The organism is Pseudomonas sp. CM27, assembly GCF_013179515.1.
GTDB lineage: Bacteria > Pseudomonadota > Gammaproteobacteria > Pseudomonadales > Pseudomonadaceae > Aquipseudomonas.
Map to the genome: position 1 here is coordinate 1 of NZ_JABMCN010000047.1, position 19,877 is coordinate 19,877.

Below are 19,877 nucleotides of genomic sequence, written 5' to 3' on the forward strand. Positions count from 1 at the left end.
GTGACGCGGGCCATAGCCCGGCAATGCAGCAGCATGCCAGTCGCCGGCGTAGAACAGTTGCTTGACCCGCTTGAGCTTCTGCGGCCCCATCGGGTAGGTGATGTGCGTCTTGTGCACGATCACCCCCTGCACCGGGATCAGCCGGTAATAGAAGTCGGTGCCTGGCGGGTCGTTGGGCCGGCGCGTGGCGATCAGGTCGACCGCCTTGCCGCTCGGCGTGCGCGAGCGCACCCACTGGAAGAAGTGGTCCTGCTCGCCACCCACGAAATAGATGTGCGCAAGGAACAGGTGCTCGTACAGCCAGCGGCCAACCAGCGCCTCGGTGGAACCCGGGCGGTTGAGCAGCTCCTCCCAATCGGCAATCTGCCGGGCCTCGGCCGCGTTCGGTTTGATCGGCTGATATTCCACCGGCGCGCCGGCCGCCAGCCAGCGGCGCATGGTGTCGTATTCCTGGTCGGTCAACCCGGTAACCGCCAGTGGCATGCCTTCCTTGGGGTGGGCGCCAGCGTAGGCGTCGAATTCGTGGGGCAAGGGGCACATGTTGTTGCGGTTCAGGCCCAGGACGATGTCCTCGGGCAGCTTGGCGTTGGGCGTAAGCGGGGTCTTGTGCCCAAGCTCCAGCATGCGCGCCATCAGGGCGGCCTGGCTGCCCTGGTTGTCGAGCACCGAATAGAAGCCTTTCTTGCGCCATTCCCCTTCGCTGTGGGCATCGTAGAACAGCCGCGTGGTGGGCACCGCCTTGCTCCGTTCACCCTGGTACACAGGTACCTTGGTTGCACCGCGCAGCGCACCATCGGGGCTTTCCAGCTTCAGCTGGCAGGCAGCGTCGTTGCAGGCGTGGCAGGCCACGCACTTCTCGGTGAAGATTGGTTGAATGTCCCGGGTGTAGGAAATGGCCGGGCTCGACTGGGGGGCTTGCCCGAACGCCAGGCCACTGATCAACAGGGCGAAGGCGCCAGCAAGAAAACGATGCACCATGTGCGAAATGTCCTGGTTCTTGAAAGCAATCACGATTTATCTGGTCGTCCCGGGTGCTCTTGCCAGCATGAAACCAACATGAGCAGTTTTCATGCAAATGGCCTATGCGCCTAAAAACCGCGCAGCTTTGTTATGATTCGGCACCTTCTGAAATTTGCCCGACCAGGTAGTTCCTATGTCCGACCGCAGCGCTCGTCTCCAAGCACTCCAGCACGCACTCAATGAGCGCATCCTGATCCTCGACGGCGGCATGGGTACTATGATCCAAAGCTACCGGCTCGAGGAACACGACTATCGTGGCACGCGCTTCGCCGATTGGCCAAGCGATGTCAAGGGCAACAATGACTTGCTGCTGCTCAGCCGCCCCGACGTGATCGCCGCCATCGAGAAGGCCTACCTGGATGCCGGCGCGGATATTCTCGAAACCAACACCTTCAACGCCACGCAGATTTCCCAGGCTGACTACGGCATGGAGTCGCTGGTCTACGAGCTGAACGTCGAGGGTGCGCGCATCGCCCGCCAGGTGGCCGACGCCAAGACTCTGGAAACCCCCGACAAGCCGCGCTTCGTCGCCGGCGTGCTCGGCCCTACCAGCCGCACCTGCTCGATCTCCCCGGACGTCAACGACCCCAGCTACCGCAACGTCACCTTCGACGAACTGGTGGAAAACTACATCGAGGCCACCCGTGGCCTGATCGAGGGCGGCGCCGACCTGATCCTGATCGAGACCATCTTCGACACCCTCAACGCCAAGGCCGCGATCTTCGCCGTGCAACAGGTGTTCGAGGACTACAACGTCGAACTGCCGATCATGATCTCCGGCACCATCACCGACGCCTCCGGCCGTACCCTGTCGGGCCAGACCACCGAAGCGTTCTGGAACTCGGTGCGCCACGCCAAGCCGATTTCGGTGGGCCTGAACTGCGCCCTCGGCGCCAAGGACCTGCGCCCCTACCTGGAAGAGCTGTCGACCAAGGCCGACACCCACGTTTCGGCCCACCCCAACGCCGGCCTGCCAAACGCCTTTGGCGAGTACGACGAAACCCCGGCAGAAATGGCCGCCGTAGTAGAAGAATTCGCCGCCAGCGGCTTCCTCAACATCATCGGCGGTTGCTGCGGCACCACCCCTGGGCACATCCAGGCGATTGCCGAGGCCGTGGCCAGGTACAAGCCCCGCGAGATCCCGGAAATCGCCAAGGCCTGCCGCCTCTCGGGCCTGGAACCATTCACCATCGACCGCCAGTCGCTGTTCGTCAACGTCGGCGAGCGAACCAACATCACCGGCTCCGCCAAGTTCGCCCGGCTGATCCGTGAAGAGAACTACACCGAAGCCCTGGAAGTCGCCCTGCAGCAGGTCGAGGCCGGCGCCCAGGTGATCGACATCAACATGGACGAAGGGATGCTCGACTCCCAGGCGGCCATGGTGCGTTTCCTGAACATGATCGCCGGTGAGCCGGACATCTCCCGCGTACCGATCATGATCGACTCCTCGAAATGGGAAGTGATCGAAGCGGGCCTGAAGTGCATCCAGGGCAAGGGCATCGTCAACTCCATCTCCATGAAGGAAGGCGTCGAGCAGTTCAAGCACCACGCCCGCCTGTGCAAGCGCTACGGCGCCGCCGTGGTGGTGATGGCCTTCGACGAGCTTGGCCAGGCCGACACCGCCGCGCGCAAGAAGGAAATCTGCCAGCGCAGCTATGACATCCTGGTCAACGAAGTGGGCTTCCCGCCAGAAGACATCATCTTCGACCCGAACATCTTCGCCGTCGCCACTGGCATCGAGGAGCACAACAACTACGCCGTCGATTTCATCGAGGCCTGTGCCTACATCCGCGATCATCTGCCCCACGCCCTGAGCTCGGGCGGTGTGTCCAACGTATCGTTCTCGTTCCGTGGCAACAACCCGGTGCGCGAGGCGATCCACTCGGTGTTCCTCTACCACGCGATCCAGAACGGCCTGACCATGGGTATCGTCAACGCCGGCCAACTGGAGATCTACGACGAGATCCCGGCCCAACTGCGCGAGAAGGTCGAGGACGTGGTGCTCAACCGCACCCCGGAAGGCACCGACGCCTTGCTGGCCATCGCCGAAGACTACCGGGGCGGCGGCGCCACCAAGGAAGTCGAGAACGAAGCCTGGCGCTCGCTGCCGGTCGGCAAGCGCCTGGAACACGCGCTGGTCAAGGGCATCACCGCGCATATCGTCGAAGACACCGAGGAGTGCCGCCAGCAATGCGCGCGCCCCATCGAGGTCATCGAAGGCCCGCTGATGAGCGGCATGAACGTGGTCGGCGACCTGTTCGGCGCCGGCAAGATGTTCCTGCCGCAGGTGGTCAAGTCGGCCCGCGTGATGAAGCAGGCCGTGGCCCACCTGATCCCGTTCATCGAGGCCGAAAAAGGCGACAAGCCGGAAGCCAAGGGCAAAATCCTGATGGCCACGGTAAAAGGTGACGTGCACGACATCGGCAAGAACATCGTCGGCGTGGTGCTGGGCTGCAACGGCTACGACATCGTCGACCTGGGCGTGATGGTGCCCGCCGAGAAGATCCTGCAAACCGCCCGCGACGAAAAGTGCGACATCATCGGCCTTTCAGGCCTGATTACCCCGTCGCTGGACGAGATGGTTCACGTGGCCCGCGAAATGCAGCGCCAGGGCTTCCAGCTGCCGCTGATGATCGGTGGCGCCACCACTTCCAAGGCACACACGGCGGTCAAGATCGAACCCAAGTACAGCAACGATGCGGTCATCTACGTTACCGACGCTTCACGCGCCGTAGGCGTTGCCACCCAGTTGCTGTCCAGGGAGCTGAAGCCCGGCTTTGTCGAAAAGACCCGCCAGGACTATGTCGAAGTTCGCGAGCGCACCGCCAACCGCAGCGCCCGCACCGAGCGCCTGAGCTACGCCCAGGCCATCGCCGCCAAACCGAAGTACGACTGGGCCGGCTACCAGCCTGCGGTGCCCTCCTTCACCGGCGTCAAGGTGCTGGAAGACATCGACCTGCGCACCCTGGCCGAGTACATCGACTGGACCCCGTTCTTCATCTCCTGGGACCTGGCCGGCAAGTTCCCGCGCATCCTCACCGACGAAGTGGTCGGCGAGGCGGCCACGGCGCTGTACCAGGACGCCCGTGAAATGCTCGACAAGCTGATCAATGAAAAACTGATCAGCGCCCGCGCAGTGTTCGGCTTCTGGCCGGCCAACCAGGTCGCAGATGACGACATCGAGGTGTATGGCGAGGACGGCCAGGCGCTGGCCACCCTGCACCACCTGCGCCAGCAGACCATCAAGCCGGACAGCAAACCGAACTGGTCGTTGGCCGACTTTGTCGCGCCAAAGGACAGCGGTGTGACCGACTACGTGGGCGGGTTCATCACCACCGCCGGCATCGGCGCCGAGGAAGTGGCCAAGGCCTACCAGGACAAGGGCGACGACTACAGTTCGATCATGGTCAAGGCCCTGGCCGACCGCCTGGCCGAAGCCTGCGCAGAGTGGCTGCACGAGCAGGTGCGCAAAGAGCACTGGGGCTACGCCCGCGACGAGCACCTGGACAACGAGGCGCTGATCAAGGAGCAGTACAGCGGTATCCGCCCTGCCCCTGGCTACCCGGCCTGCCCCGACCACACCGAGAAGGAAACCCTGTTCCGCCTGCTGGACGGCACCGGCATCGGCGAGACCGGCCCGAGCGGCGTGTTCCTTACCGAGCACTTTGCGATGTTCCCGGCGGCCGCGGTCAGTGGCTGGTATTTTGCCCACCCGCAGGCGCAGTACTTTGCCGTGGGCAAGGTCGACAAGGACCAGATCGAGCGCTACAGCGCGCGTAAAGGGCAGGACATCAGCGTCAGCGAGCGCTGGTTGGCGCCTAACCTGGGTTACGACAACTAAGACCGTGCTGGCTTCTTCGCGGGTAAACCCGCTCCCACAGGTACGGCGCAGGCCTCAAGGGCAATGCGGTCCCTGTGGGAGCGGGTTCACCCGCGAATAGGCCGGCACAGGCAACCTCATGTCAATTGCCTACACTGTCCCTGATTGCCTCTGATTCCCTCAGGAGCCACCATGGACGATTCCAGCCAGGGCAAACCCCCGACCTTCTGGCAGATGCTGCACAGCATCCTCGCCGCCGCCTTCGGCGTGCAAAGCGGCAAGAACCGCGCCCGCGACTTTACCCACGGCAAGGCCAGCCATTTCATTGCGCTGGGGACGCTGTTCACCCTGGTGTTCATTGCCGTGCTGATCGGCCTGGTGCAACTTGCCCTGCACCTTACCCGTTAGCCTGCAAGGGCCTCATCGCCGGCAAGCCAGCTCCCACAGGCCCACCACAGTTTTTAAGGCCTGTGGTGAACCTGTGGGAGCTGGCTTGCCGGCGACGAGGCCCTGACAGGCAAAATAAAAGCGCCCGCGAGATTCCCTCCCGCAGGCGCTTTGGCTGCATCACGTTCTTGAGTTTCAACTCACTGGTGGCTGACCCAATACACAGCGGTCACTACAACCAGAACGATCAGACAGAGGATCGCCCAGGCATCGACACTGCTGTCAGCTTTGCGGACCTTGGTTGAGTTTCCCATTGCATTGCCTCTTGTAGTGGTTATGGGAATGCACTTCACCACCAGCAGTTAAGACGAGCAATGCCCTTCCCTCAAGCAGGGTCTTTCAATATTCGACAGGTGACGCAAGAAACGGATACCGATAGCTCGCTGGCCGCCCTTCAGCGCTGTAATGCTGGAAGTCGACGCCATAGTCGGCCCGTTCAAGCAGCTTCAACCAGCGTCTGGCCTTGGCCGGGTCGATTGCCTGCAACACTGGCACTCGGTGCTCGCGCAGGCCGTCGCGGTTCACCGCCAACCCCAGGGCGTCATCGTGGAGCATCACCATGGCCCAGCCGCCGAGGGTGAAATGCCCGCCCATCAGCGCACTCAGGCGGCCATCGAGGCGCGCACGCAAGGCCTCGGGCGAGCTGTTGACGGCGCTGAACAGCACATCGCCGCCGGGCTTGCGCCCCGCCTCCTCGAACGCCTGCATGGCCCCGAAGGCCATCTCGTCGTTGGCCGACCATACCAGCCGGGTAGCCGGGTAACGCTCCAGCAACTGCTGCGCCTGCTCGTAGGCACGCTGGCGGCTCCAGCCGCCGTAGACCACCTGACGCAGGCGCACTTGGGGGAAGTCGGCCAGGGCGCGACGCATGCCCTCCTCGCGCAGCTGCGAGGCCGGTGTGGTCTTGACCCCGGCAAACGCCACCAGGTCCACCGGCCCGCTGTCGCGCGGCAACTGCCTGGCCATCTGCTGCAACATCTGGAAGCCCGCCTGCTCGTCGTTGGCGGTCAAGGACCCCAGCAGCTCGGCGTACTTGCCGGGCTGGGCCTCGATACTGCGCGCCTGGCTGGAGGTCAGGCCGTTGTTGACCAGAAACAGCTTGACCCCGCTGCCCCGCGACAGGCGAATGATCTCGGGCGCCACGTACTGTTCATTGACCAGCACCAGATAGTCTGGCCGTTGTGGGCCTTGCAGGATTGCCCTGGCCTGGGTCAGGACCAGATCGGCACGGCGCTCGCTGTATTCTATCCGCAGGGTCATGCCCAGCTCATCCGCTGCCGCCTGCATGAAGCTGGCATAACTGGTCCAGAACGTTTCATTCGACAGCCCCGGGTTAAGGAAAACCACCGATGGCTGCGCGCTTGCCGCCAATGGCACGGCAAGGCAAAAGCTTTGGCACAAGGCCTTGAGCATGGGCTGACATCTCTGCGAAGCAAACGCCAGATTATAACCGCCAGGGCTGGCCTGGCGCACAAATGGCAGTCAGTCTCACATAGTCCATTTGGTTCTTTTCATATGCTAAAACATCACTTTAGCGCATAACCGCAACCTGCTATCTTTCCCCCGCTCCGTACCGGAGTGCGCGGCCGTGCGCGCGAATAGCTGCATGCCTGAGACAGGACTTTTATGTACGTATACGACGAGTACGATCAGCGGATCATCGAGGACCGCGTCAAGCAGTTCCGGGATCAGACCCGCCGCTACCTGGCCGGTGAGCTGAGCGAAGAAGAATTCCGCCCTCTGCGCCTGCAGAACGGCCTTTACATCCAACGTTTCGCGCCGATGCTGCGTGTCGCCGTGCCGTACGGCCAGCTGAACGCCACCCAGGTCCGCACCCTGGCCAAGATCGCTCGCGACTACGACAAGGGCTACGCCCACATTTCCACCCGCCAGAACGTGCAGTACAACTGGCCGGCGCTGGAAGACATCCCGGACATCCTCGCCGAGCTGGCCACCGTGCAGATGCACGCCATCCAGACCAGCGGCAACTGCCTGCGCAACACCACCACCGACCAGTTCGCCGGTGTCGCCGCAGACGAAATCATCGACCCGCGCCCATGGTGCGAGATCGTCCGCCAGTGGACCACCTTCCACCCGGAATTCGCCTATCTGCCGCGCAAGTTCAAGATCGCCATCAACGGCTCGCAGGAAGACCGCGCCGCCATCGAAGTGCACGACATCGGCCTTGAACCGGTGCGCAACGCTGCCGGCGAGCTGGGCTTCCGTGTTCTGGTCGGCGGCGGCCTGGGCCGTACCCCGGTGGTGGGCTCGTTCATCAACGAGTTCCTGCCGTGGCAGGACCTGATCAGCTACCTGGACGCGATCCTGCGCGTGTACAACCGTTACGGTCGCCGTGACAACAAGTACAAGGCGCGGATCAAGATCCTGGTCAAGGCCCTTACCCCGGAAGTGTTTGCCGAAAAGGTCGAGGCCGAAATGGTCCACCTGCGTGGCGGCGACACCACCCTGACCGAGGCTGAAGTACAGCGCGTGTCGCGCCACTTCGTCGACCCGGAATACCTGGCGCTCGAAAACATCGACTACGCCGCGCAGGACGCCGAGACTCCAGGCTTCGCCCGCTGGCGCTCGCGCAACACCCGCGCCCACAAGCGCCCTGGCTACGTCGCCGTGACCCTGTCGCTGAAACCTACCGGCGTTGCGCCGGGCGACCTCACTGACAAGCAGCTGGACGCCGTAGCGGACCTGGCCGAGCGCTACAGCTTCGGCTTCCTGCGCACCTCGCACGAGCAGAACATCATCCTCGCCGACGTCGAGCAGCGCCAGTTGCACGCGCTGTGGATGGAACTGCGCGAGAGCGGCTTCGCCACGCCGAACATCGGCCTGCTGACCGACATCATCTGCTGCCCGGGCGGTGACTACTGCTCGCTGGCCAACGCCAAGTCGATCCCGATCGCCGAGTCCATCCAGCGCCGTTTCGACGACCTGGACTACCTGTTCGACATCGGTGAAATCGACCTCAACATCTCCGGCTGCATGAACGCCTGCGGCCACCACCACGTGGGTCACATCGGCATCCTCGGCGTGGACAAGAAGGGTGAGGAGTTCTACCAGGTGTCGCTGGGCGGCAACGCCGCACGCGGCGCGAGCCTGGGCAAGATCCTGGGCCCGTCCTTCGCCCAGGATGCCATGGCCGATGTGATCGAGAAGCTGATCGCCGTGTACGTCGAGCAACGTACCGAGGAAGAGCGTTTCATCGACACCTACCAGCGTATCGGCATCGACCCCTTCAAGGAACGCGTCTATGCAGCGAATCATTAAGAACAACCAGATCGTCGACGAAACCTGGCACCTGCTGCCAAAGGAAACCTCGTTCGACGAGCTGACCAACTGCGACGACTACATCGTCCCGCTGCAAATGTGGCGCGACCATGCCCACGTGCTCAAGGTCCGCGACGGCGGCCTGGGCGTGTGGCTGGACAGCGACCAGGAAGCGGAAGAAATCGGCGAGGACGTGCAGCACTTCCAGGTCATCGCGCTGAACTTCCCGGCCTTCACAGACGGGCGCAGCTACTCCAATGCGCGCCTGCTGCGGGACCGCTACAAGTTCAAGGGCGAGCTGCGCGCCATTGGCGACGTGCTGCGCGACCAGCTGTTCTTCATGGCCCGTTGCGGCTTCGATGCATTCGCCATCCGTGCCGACAAGGACCCGGAAGACGCGCTGCAAAGCCTGAAGGACTTCTCGGTGACCTACCAGGCCGCCACCGACGAGCCGCTGCCGCTGTTCCGCCGCCGCTGATCGTTACCCGGCTGGCCCACCGCCCGGTGGGCCAGCCTGCTCGCTTGCAGGCGTCACTGCCGCCCGTATCAACCGCCCCTGCTCGGGGATTTCATGCTTGGCTCTGGCTGCTGGTCTTCTCTGGCCTGCTCCTCACGTAACCGCATCAAAGCCTCATGGATGCGCGCCATGGTCGCCTCGCTCAGGTGATTCTGAGCAAGGTCGGCTGCCCACGGGTGCGCCTCGATCCACTCCATGGCTTCTGCGCTCAGGGTCGCGATCCGGTTCTCCCGCAAATCCACGATCATGTCGGGGTAACTTTGCAGTAGGCGAAGCGGAACCCTGCGCAGGCCGGTGGCGCGCAACGACACAAAGCGCAGGTGCACATTGAAGCGCAGCTGCGGCGCGGCACCCAGCGGGTTGCGGCCCAGGCCAAGGACTTCCAGACGGGAAAACCACTCCAGCCGTGATTGCCCTTCAGCGTCCAGGGTGATGAGGTTGTCGTAAAGTGACAGCTGGGTCAGCCTGCCCAGTTGATTCAGGTTGGCCGGTACCGTTGTCAGACGGTTGCCCCCAAGGTCGAGCGTTCGCAAGCCGGTAAGCTGGCCAAGGCTACCCGGCAGGCTGACCAGCACGTTGCCGCGCAGGTGCAGGCTCTCCAGGTTTGACAGCTGCGCGATGCGGTCGTCCAGCACCGATATCCGGTTGAAGGACAGGTCCAGGTTGCTCAGTTGCGCCAACTGCTCGACTGCGGCAGGCAGCTCACCGAGCTGATTGCCACTGAGGTCCAGGTCCGTCAGCAGGTTCAGATGCTGCAGGCCCGCCAGGCTCCCTAGCTGATTGCCACCCAGGTTCAGGCGGCGCAGCTGCGGCAGATGCTCGAGCCCGTCCAGTTCGGCCAGGCAGTTGCCGGACAAATCCAGGTCTTCCATGTTGGGAAAACGCCGCAGGAAGTCCGCTTCGATGACCGACAGCTGCTGGTTACATAACGAGAAGGCACGCAGCCGATCGAACATGATGCCCGCTGGCAGTTCTGGCAGGGTACTTAGCAGTACCCCTTCGATACTGGTATCAAGTGGCGCGGCATTATCGTGATAATGCGACTGCCATAACTGGCGGAGCAGGTCAGCGAGATGTTTTCGCCCTGCATACTCAGGGTCCCCAGGCTGCCCGTGCCACGCTTCAAGGCTCTGCTCCAGCGCCCGCGACAGATGAGCGAAAGCACGGATCCCAGGGCCATAAGGGGGTTGCAGTCGATACCAGGTCCAGTAGTTGCCGCGGGCCAGGCTCAGCGTCAACGCCTGCTCCTCAGCGCTGCGCCGAGCTGGATCGAGCTGGCTCATACCCGCAAACCGATCGGCATACGCGCTTCGCACGTGGTCCTGCCAGAACTGTTGCCGGGCCAGAAACCCGCCGAGTACTTCGGCCGTCTCCGCTTCGTAGACTGCAGCTTCGGCCTCGATCAGTTCGGCCGACGTCACGCTCTGGACATGCTCCAGGTTCATGTATTCGGGCTGGCCGAACAGCCCTAACGGTTTGGCAAGCGCGGTCCTGAAGGCCAGGTACACCTCGTTTTCATCGAATTGCTCAGCCCGCTGGCGCAGGCTCTCGATGTGAGCGGCAGCATATCGATCGACCTGTTCGAGCCTGAACAGCTCACGCCCAAGGTCACGTAGTTCACGCTCCAGGGGCCTTCCACGCAGCCCCGCTGTTCGCAAAGCCAGCTTCATGCCGACGATCATTTCATCGAGGCTGGTGATGCGGCGCGGCATGGTCGCCAGCTCGAACAACGTCTGCCGAACAATCTCATGGCGATACATGCCCCAGAGCAACTCGTTGACCTGGCGCCTGATATCCCGCGGGTTGCGGGCGTATGTGTCTGACCCGCGCAGCTCCTCGAGGAAGGCAAAGAAACCGCTGCCGCCGCCCTCCAGCTGAAGCACCTGCCACTCGGTCCTGCAATCTGCGACGAACTGTTCAGCGATATCTTCGAACCAGGGGTCACCCGCCATCGCCCGGGGCTCGGCAGGTGGCAAGGCTTCGACAGCCAATCGCTCAAGCGCAACCGGTGACAGCGGGTTGCCTTGCAAGCGTACCGAGGCAGGGTTGGCGCGTATCCGCCTGGCCTGCGCTTCGGTCACCTCGACGATACGGTTGTTGCTCAGGTCGGTCAGCCCGAGCACGGCCATGTGTGAGGTGTCGGGGGCCGCCGTCAAGTGGTTGCCCGACAAATCCAGCCGCAGCACATTTGGAAACCGACCCAGGAAGCGCTCGCTGACTGTCGCCAGGCCCAGGTCACGCAGCGTCAACCGGGTTACATGGTCGAAACTCACCGTCTCGGGCAGTGCTGGCAGCGACCCTGACCTTGAGCCATCCAGCACCAGTTCGCACTCGCCGCTTGCATCGGCAATGCGGCGCTGCCACGCCTGGCGAATGCGCCGGGCCATGCGCGCCCGCCGGATCAGTTGCAGCGGCCCTGTCGACTGGCGCCGCCAGCGCCCCAGCGCCTGGTCCAGCGCCTGCAACTGCTCGCAGAGCTGCAAGTAGCGGTTCCAGGGCGTAAGCCCCAGCCCACGGGCAGCATCAGCGAAGTGGTCCACATCGATTTCGTCATGCGGGAACAACCGCTGAAGCCCCCGGCGCAGCGCAGCGTTGCTGCTCTCTGCGCGGCCGCTCAGGGGATAGCCCAGGCGACCATCACCTAGCCGCAGCGGCGGCCTGAAGCCGAGGCCTACGGGCGCCATACCCAATAGCGCGGGGAGCCTGTCGCGCTGCTCGCGAGCCCACCCAGCCAAAGCATCAGCGAGCGCTTCAGGGTCTTCACCAGCCTCGCCCAACACGCGCTGCTGCCAAGGGTCCAGCTGCAGCTGCAGCGCCCTGAACAGACTGTCCTGGGCCTGGGCACCGGGCAACGCCTGCCCATGAGCATCCAGAGCTTGATAACCCACGGCGGTTTTCAGCAGGGTACGCACCTCACCGGCTGACTGTGCGCCGGCCGATGCCCTCATCTCGCCCCTGACAGACTCGCTGCGCAGTTCGATCCGAACGTTTCGCCAAGGCGCCCTGGAAGCGATCAGGCCCAAGGCCAGTTGCTCGGTGTCGCTGTTGATCGCCGCGACTTGCACCAGCCCTGCACAGGCGCGATCCAGTCGCGCATCGCGCAGGTACCAGCGGGCCTGCTCGGCCAGGGACAGCGGCACGCGTTGCTGCGCATGCAGGGTATCGACCAGGGCCTCGGGGGATTGCCCGATGATTTCGCGGGCGCCGTTTACCGACAGGCCGGGGAAGTCCCGAAGCAACAAGGCTTCGGCCTCGGTCGCCGCTGGCTGCAATGCCTGCAACTGTCGCTCGAAGGCCTCACCGCGTAACCCGGGCGAGCGGGCATGCAGCTGATGCCGCTGCACGGCATCCTGCAGGCGCGCCGGGGGCGGGGCATGGTCGACGTGCAAGCGGCGAAGCTGATCCTCACCAAGGCCGGTGGTGCGCAGCACCTCAGCCACCGCCTGCGGGTCAAGTTGCGCCCAATCGTGCCCCAGCCCCTGAAACAGTTCTACGCTGCCCTCCCAGTGTTGCGGGCGCTCAAGTTCATGCCGCCAGCCACCTGCCTGGTTATCCTCCAGAAGTGGCGTGAAGGCATCGGAGCGCACCGGATGGCGAATGCGCCGCTGTTGAGTGTCGGGGTCCAGCGATGTCAGGTAGCTCGCCACCTGCGTGCGCACATAGTCGCCCTCCTGCGTGTTGACGAGCTGGCCGATCTCCCCCCGGTGCTCGACGCTATAGCCTGGCAGCGCAGGGTCACACAGTTTCAATCTGCCGGGAGCCGTGTGCACCGGTACCAGCTCATCAACATGGACTGCACGGGCCAGCCTGTTCACGGCGGCCCCGCCCCCTCCATTGACAGCCGTCATGATCACGGTCTGCGCCACTGCGTACAAGTGTTCCAGCGCCGCCTGACGGTCGCCCAGCTGCCAGTCGGCATAGCCTTCATACACTTCCTCCGCTACCTGCAATGCGGTGATCCCCAGCAAGGGCAAGGCCAGTACCGGCAAGGCAAAGCTCGCCAGGCCCAAGGCGTCCAAAGCAAAGCTCAGGTAGAAATGCAGGCGCTTTTCACGCACCTGCGCGTCTACCTCGGCGGTAGGCACCGCGTGTACCTTGGCGTTGTCCAGCAGGGTATCCACCTGCTGTTGCCGCAAGTGCTCGAACAACGGCGTTGCAATAGGTTCATGACGCCCATCCAGCATCACTGGCGCATCCGCCGCGAGCTTGCTCAACGCATTGGCCAAGGCACGCGTGTAGGCCTCCCGGTCCCGCTCGCCGATGAAGCGCTGGAAGAATTCGACATAGCCGGGCAAACGGAACTGTTTGCCCAGGGTCTGGTACAACACACCCCAGGACGCGTACCAGGTCAATGGGCCTTCAGGGTCATCGGGGATCCAGCACAGGACCCCTTCGCAACGTTCACCGTCTGCTGGCTGATGGGCTATTTCAAACGCTACTGCGCCGCGCACCTTCTGGCCGAATACCCGCAGCTGCATTGGGCGGACCCAAGCGGGCAAAGCAGCGTCCGTCGCGCACAGGGCAAGCAACGGCGCACAATGACCATGGGCATGTTCTGCGATTTCACCGTTGACGAGCGACAGCCGCAACGCCGCTTCAAGGTTCGTCCGGGCAGCTTGCGCAATCAGCGAGTCGGCCTCGCCTCCCGGCACCAGATGTGCCTGCAGGTACCGCTGGTACTGGCCACCCACGTCGAGTGACCGGCACAACTTGAAAAATGCCGACGCTGAAATGGCACACACCTTACCGTCACCATCCAGCACGTCAGCCCTTGGCACTAGCCCGCTGGCGAAGGTGTCAGCTTCGGTAAAGTTGTGCAGCGCCGATTGCAACAGGCTGTGCTGGTAGACCTGCCTTCTGAGCGCATCTGGAATATGCGCGATATAGGAAGGAAAGCGCTGCAGGACGCTGCGTCGCAACTGGGCCTGGCGCACGTCCAGGTTGAACTGATGTTGTGCTTGCAGTGCCTGCTGCAGCAATGGCTGGGCAAACGCCGCCACCGGGGTGATGCGCGCCAGGCTGTCGTGCAGACGTTGCTGTAGCTGCTGTTGCCGTTGCTGGCTCTCATGCAGTGTGCCAAGGCGCTCAAGCGAGGCATTGGTCAGCCAGGCTGGCAGGCCTCTGGCGATCAGGGCATCGGCAGAGTGTGGGGAAAATGTCGAATTGGGCATCGCTGGCTGTTCTCGGCGAAAGCAGCGATTGCACCACTCCAGAGGCCTGAGAACTGGATAGGTATTGCACCACCCGGCCGGCTGCTTTTCGCTTACCGGCTCCGACCTTTGTCTTCAGGTCAAAAGACCTTGCGCGCCACTCGCCTTAATCAATCCCGATAAAACCCGCACACTGGCCGTCATTCGAACTGGCACCGGGCTACACCTGAGTGCAGGTTTATTCTCAGCCAACCAGCAGGAGCACTTCCATGAGCATTCCATCGTTCGGCTTAGGCACCTTCCGCCTCACCGGCCAGGCCGTCATCGATTCGGTCAAGTCGGCCCTGGCGCTGGGCTACCGGGTCATCGACACCGCGCAGATCTACAAGAACGAAGCCGAAGTTGGCCAGGCCATCGCCGAAAGCGGCGTGCCGCGCAGCGAGCTGTTCATTACCACGAAGATCTGGGTCGACAATTATGCGGCCGACAAGCTGGTGCCCAGCTTGCGTGAAAGCTTGCAAAAGCTGCGTACCGACCATGTCGACCTGCTGCTGATCCACTGGCCAGCGCCAGGCAACGGCGTGGACCTGCCTGAATACATGGCAGCCCTGGCCGAAGCCAAGCAGTTGGGGCTGACCCGTCAAATCGGTGTTTCCAACTTCACTATCGAGCTTACGCGCCAAGCCATCGACGTGGTCGGCAAAGGCGAAATCGCCACCAACCAGATCGAACTCAGCCCTTACCTGCAAAATGCCAAGCTGAGCGCGTTCCTCAAGGAACAAGGCATCACCGTCACCTCATACATGACCCTGGCGTACGGCAAGGTCTTGAAAGACCCGGTACTGGCCGAGATCGCCGCCAAGCACAAGGCCACGGTCGCCCAGGTTGCCCTGGCCTGGGCCTTGCAGCTGGGTTATGCGGTAATCCCGTCATCGACCAAGCGCGAAAACCTGGCCAGCAACCTGCTTGCCCGGGACCTGAAGCTGGATGCCGACGACATGGCACGTATTGCCACGCTGGAGCGTAATGGCCGTGAAGTCAGCCCAGACGGCCTGGCGCCTGCCTGGGATTGATAGCCCTTTTTCCTGTGAGCACGGGTTAGCCGGCCACTTCGCGGGCGAGCCTGCTCCCGGATTGCGCCATTTCGGTTAGGGCGCCTTCAGTTCGGGTGCCGGTCATAGGCTTGCCGGGTCAGTTCCAGGTACAACGCCCGCTCAGCCGCCGACTGGTCGGTCCTCACCGCCTCGATCGCTTCGGTGAACACCCGGTCGGTCAACTGTTCGGACTGCTCGAATAGAAGCGCCAGCCGCTCATGAAATGGCGCGTTCATGGACTCGAACCAGTCGGCATGCAGGGTTTGCAGGTACTGTTGCCAGAATTCACGCTCAGCCAGCGAACGGCTTAGGGCTCCTCGGCTTTCGGCGGCCCAGACTTCACGCTCGGCAAGCTCCAGGTCAACTTTGCTCACGCCGCTGGCGTGTACGTAGTTCATTTCCGAGGGCTGCCCCGGTAAGCCGAGGGGTATCGACAGGCCGACCCGGTAGGCCAGATGCACCTCTACATCATCAACCTGCGTGGCTGGACTGCGCGTGCGCGCCTGCTGGATATGCCGGCTGGCAATGCGATCGACCTGATCCAGACGGAACAGCTCCCGCCCCAGCTGCAGCAAAGGCCGCATCGCGTAGGCGCCCTGCAACCCCGCGGTACGCTGGGCGGCCAGCGTGCGCACCTCGAGGGTACTGAGGATCAACAGCATCTGGTCCGCGCAGGTACGCGGGCCTGCGGCTTGGCGAAACACGGCTTCACGTACTTCCCCGTTCAACTCGCAGGCTTCGATGATGCCCCACACCCTGCGGCACATTTCATGAGGTTGGCGCTGGAAATCGTTGGAGCGTGAAAAGTCGGCGAAAAAACGGAACAGGTCCTGTGCGCCCTCTTCCTCCGCCAGACGGCTCCACTGTGCCATACGACTCGGCTGGTCTGCCGGGCTGACCCCGTAGAGCCAACGCAGGCGCTCATCTTCCAGCACGTCTTCATGATCACGGGCCGGCATCACATCTGTCGCCCGTCGTGCGAGTCGCGCGTGCAACTGCATCGAGGCTTGTGGGGACAACGGATTGCCATGCAGATGGACCAAGCCAATGTGGGTTTGCAACAGGTCGAGCACCGGCTCCGATAGTTCACTGATGGCGTTTTCGCGCAGGTCGAGAACCACAAGCATGGGCGACTCCAGTAACGCCTGGGGCAGTGCCTGCAACCCCGTCATGCGCAGGTTCAGGCTGCGCAGGCGGCGCAGCGTACGAACGTCCGGGGCCTGGCCAAGCAGATTGCGATGCAAGTCCAGTGACTGCAGGCGCTGCAACGCAGCGATGCGCTGGCTCCCCTCACGGGTCAGGGCGATATGGTTGTCGGAGAGGTTGAGTTCCACCAAATCGACCAGTTGCTCGATGCCGGGTGGTATTGCGGTCAGCAGGTTGCCACGCAAGTCCAGGCCCTGCACCCGACCGAAGCGCTGCAGGAAACCAGGCTCGATATCCAGCAGGCTCATGTTGCGCAGGCTCAAGCGTGCAATGTGGCTGAAGTCGACCGCGTCAGGCAAACGCGGTAGCGCGCCGATCCGCCAGCCATGGATGAATAGCTGGAGGTTGCCGTGGGCGTCCCGATTCTGCCGCTGCCAGGCGCGTCGAATGACCCTTGCCACCCAGGCACGCCGCACCGCCTGAACCGGGCTGGCAGACTCGCGACGCCAGGCGTGCAAGGCGTTCTCCAGCAAGCGCAGCTGGTCATGCACGTGGAAATACCGCCCCCAGGGCGTCATGCCATGGCGGCCCGCTGACGCCATGAACTCCTCGACATCGTCATCGGTGAATGTGGGTAGCACGCGCCTGATTGCCTGGCGCAGCGACTCGGTGCTGCTTTCTCCACGGCCATTGAGCGGGTATCCAAGCCGGCCGTCGCCCAAACGTACGGGCGGGCGGACGCGGCCAGCAACGGGCGCCATGCCCAGCAAACTGGCCAGCTCATCACGCCGTGTGAAGGCTCGCTGGGCCAACGCCTGCGCCAGTTCACCGGCCGATTGCCCCGCAGCACCCAGCGCCTGCCGCTGCGTGTCGCTCAATTGCTGCAGTAACGCCGCCATCAAGCTGCCATGCTTGTTCGCCTCCTCCAGCGGCGCCGCAGGATTGTCCAACGCCTGGTAACCGAGTTGGCCCTTGACGATGACACGCACATCAGTGGCGCAGGGACTGCCCACCTGCGCCAGGAGTGGCCCTCCTCGCGCGGCGTCGTGCAGTTCAACCCGTAAGGTATCGGGCCAGCTCACCGATTGCCCCAACAACGCGAATGCCAGGCGCTCGCTGTCGGCGTTGATCGCCTCGGCCATGGTCAGGCCGGCACATGCTCGGTCCAGTCGGCTGTCCCTCAACAGCCAGCGCGCTTGCTCGGCCAAGCCCAGTGGTACCCGTTGCCGGTCGATCATGCGCTGCACCAGCAACTCGTCAGCCTGCTGCACGATTTCCGTTGCCCCGCGGGCCGTCAGACCGGGAAAATCACGCTGCAACAGCTGTGCGCCAGGCGACAGCACCCGCTGCTTTTCGATGAAATGCTGTTCGAACGCCGCCCCTTGCAGCCTGGGGTATCGTGCGTGCAGCTGGCGGCGCTGCAGGGCATCGCGCAAACGTGCCGGCGCCGCACTCTCTTCCAGGTGCAAACGGCGCAGGCGATCGTCATCGTAGCCCGTCGCCTGCAGTACATCGTGAGCCGCCTGCTCATCCACCTCCGCCAGGTCACCGGCAAAACGCCTGAGCAACTCGACGCCCTGCCAGGCCTGCGGCGTGTCCAGTTCATGGCGCCAGGCTCCATCACCCAAGTGTCGCAGCCTGGGCGCATAAGCCCCTTCACGCTGGGGATGCCGGATATGCAACTGGTCCTCGAACGCGTCGCCGATCACCTGAAAAGCGGCCTGATGCGTGCGCAATCGGGCCTGGCCGTCGACCCTGGCGTACTGGCCGACGGCGGTGTGGTCATCGCTCAGCGCATAGGCCGAGAGGCCGGGATCGAACAATTGATAGTGGCCCTCTGCGGTTTGCACAGGCGCCAACCCATCGACAAACAACGCGCGGCGCAGCAGGCGCTCCGAAGCTGCGCCAGTGCCGGCAGCCAGCGCCGCTTGCGCCACATTCACCGCAACGCTGAAGGCATGTTCCAAGGCGCCTTGACGATCTCCCAAGCGCCAGTCGAGATACCCTTCATAGACGTCATCCACCACCTGCAGCGCGGCGATGCCCAGCAGCGGCAGGCCCAGGCCGGGCACGAAGAAACTGGCCAGCCCCAGCAGGTCCAGACCGGTGTCGGCATAGAAATGCAGGCGCCGATCACGCTCGGCGCTGTCCTGCACCGCCGTCGGCACAGCCAGCACCTGCGCATCGTCGAACAGGGTGTCGAGCTGGGTCGTGCGCAGGAACAGGAACAACGGCTCGCTGATGACCTCGTGACGCCCATCAAGCTCCACGGCCCCCTGCGCCAGGGCCCTGTTCAATGCCACGGTGTAGCTCGCACGGTCACGCTCGCTGATGAAGCGCTGAAAATACCCGGGGTAGCCTGGCGATCGATAGCGCTGGCCCAGGGTCTGGAACAACCCGTCCCAGGAAGGGTGCCAGCTTATCGGGCCGTGTGGGTCGTCGGGCAGCCAGCACAACACGCCCTCAAGACGCCCCAGGCCCAGGCCGTCGCGGTGCAGTTCGAAGGCCGCTGCGCCACGCACACGCTTGCCAAGCACACGCAGCGCTGCCGGGCGCATGCGCGAGACCGTCCCTGACGCAGCAGTGATCATCGCCAGGCATTGCACCAACGCTTCCTCGTGGATCTCGCCCTTCAGGGCTGCCAGGCGCAGGGCCGCTTCAAATGCATGACGCTGGCCTTGCTCCAGCAGCGTCGCAACGCCGCCCCCCGGCGCCTTCAAGTGCGCCTTGAGATAGGCCTGGTAGTGACCGCCAAGGTCAAGTGTGCGGCAGAGCTCGGCAAAGGCCCTGGTCGTCATGGGCAGGGCTTTGCCGTCGGCGCCCAGCAGTATCGATTGGTCTGTTACACCCAGCGACCTGGCTTCGCCATCGCTGAAGTTGTGCAGCGCGGCGGCCAGCAAGCTGTGTCGCAGCGTGCGCCTTTGGACGGTACCCGGTGCTTCCGGGCGGGCGGCAGGAACATGCTCGATCAGTTGAAACTGCAGCGTGGCCTTGCGTACATCCAGTGCCCGCGAAATCTGCCCGAGAAGCGCTTTCTCGAGCAAGGGCGCCGCAAATGCGTCCAGCGGCGTCAGGCCGGCAAATAGCGCCTTTACCCGTTGCTGCACGATCTGCTGCTCATGCAGGCAGTCATGCAGTTCGAGCAGGCGGGTGGCTGATGCCTGCTTCAGCCAAACGGGCAGTCGGCTGGCGATCAGGTTGTCGATGGAAGTATCGGAATGTGTGGGACGTACGGGGGTTGCCATGCTCGGCCTCTGTTTTTGGCAAAGGCACCATCACACCCTGCCAGGCAAGACTGCGGCGGTAGATACGTCTGCGCACCTATTCCCACCGGGCACGCATCCAGAAAAACGCACAGGCACAGCAACCCTGCCAATCGGTGTACAGTACCCCTACAACAACGC

The 19,877-nt window shown here is 63.5% G+C and carries 9 protein-coding genes; 5 read left to right on the forward strand and 4 right to left on the reverse strand.

The annotated features are described in order from the left end of the window. Positions 1-978, reverse strand: a 978-nt coding sequence (locus HP547_RS08285; protein ID WP_172286019.1) for a fatty acid cis/trans isomerase, incomplete at its 3' end; no start/stop codon positions are given. 175 nt (positions 979-1,153) lie between these two features. On the opposite strand from HP547_RS08285, the gene metH reads away from it, so the two are divergent. Both metH and HP547_RS08295 read left to right on the forward strand, forming a co-directional pair. After that, positions 1,154-4,861 carry a methionine synthase gene (metH, locus tag HP547_RS08290; RefSeq protein ID WP_172286008.1) on the forward strand — a complete coding sequence of 1,236 codons (3,708 nt, stop codon included), beginning with the start codon at positions 1,154-1,156 and terminating at the stop codon, positions 4,859-4,861. A gap of 171 nt (positions 4,862-5,032) precedes the next feature. Then, the gene (locus HP547_RS08295; protein WP_043201995.1) at positions 5,033-5,248 is read left to right on the forward strand and encodes a DUF2970 domain-containing protein; all 216 of its coding nucleotides are present in this window, start codon (positions 5,033-5,035) and stop codon (positions 5,246-5,248) included. Between the two features lie 378 nt (positions 5,249-5,626). Here the strand turns inward: HP547_RS08295 and HP547_RS08300 are convergent, their stop codons facing one another. Continuing rightward, entirely contained in the window at positions 5,627-6,700 is a 1,074-nt protein-coding gene (locus HP547_RS08300) for an ABC transporter substrate-binding protein (protein ID WP_172286009.1), read from the reverse strand. A gap of 213 nt (positions 6,701-6,913) precedes the next feature. Here HP547_RS08300 and HP547_RS08305 point away from each other — a divergent pair, with 213 nt between their 5' ends. Both HP547_RS08305 and HP547_RS08310 read left to right on the forward strand, forming a co-directional pair. Next, positions 6,914-8,566: a nitrite/sulfite reductase gene (locus tag HP547_RS08305; RefSeq protein ID WP_172286010.1), complete on the forward strand. Its 1,653-nt coding sequence runs from the start codon at positions 6,914-6,916 to the stop codon at positions 8,564-8,566. Continuing rightward, on the forward strand, positions 8,550-9,044 hold the full coding sequence (locus tag HP547_RS08310; RefSeq protein ID WP_172232303.1) for a DUF934 domain-containing protein: 495 nt from the start codon (positions 8,550-8,552) through the stop codon (positions 9,042-9,044). Before HP547_RS08305 ends, HP547_RS08310 begins: the two co-directional genes overlap by 17 nt. A 68-nt stretch (positions 9,045-9,112) precedes the next feature. Here the strand turns inward: HP547_RS08310 and HP547_RS08315 are convergent, their stop codons facing one another. After that, entirely contained in the window at positions 9,113-14,254 is a 5,142-nt protein-coding gene (locus tag HP547_RS08315) for an NEL-type E3 ubiquitin ligase domain-containing protein (RefSeq protein WP_172286011.1), read from the reverse strand. Positions 14,255-14,502: 248 nt separating this feature from the next. Here HP547_RS08315 and dkgB point away from each other — a divergent pair, with 248 nt between their 5' ends. Continuing rightward, positions 14,503-15,306 carry a 2,5-didehydrogluconate reductase DkgB gene (dkgB, locus tag HP547_RS08320; RefSeq protein WP_172286012.1) on the forward strand — a complete coding sequence of 268 codons (804 nt, stop codon included), beginning with the start codon at positions 14,503-14,505 and terminating at the stop codon, positions 15,304-15,306. 86 nt (positions 15,307-15,392) lie between these two features. Here dkgB and HP547_RS08325 read toward each other — a convergent pair whose 3' ends face one another. After that, on the reverse strand, positions 15,393-19,718 hold the full coding sequence (locus tag HP547_RS08325; RefSeq protein ID WP_172286013.1) for an NEL-type E3 ubiquitin ligase domain-containing protein: 4,326 nt from the start codon (positions 19,716-19,718) through the stop codon (positions 15,393-15,395). Positions 19,719-19,877 lie beyond the last annotated feature (159 nt).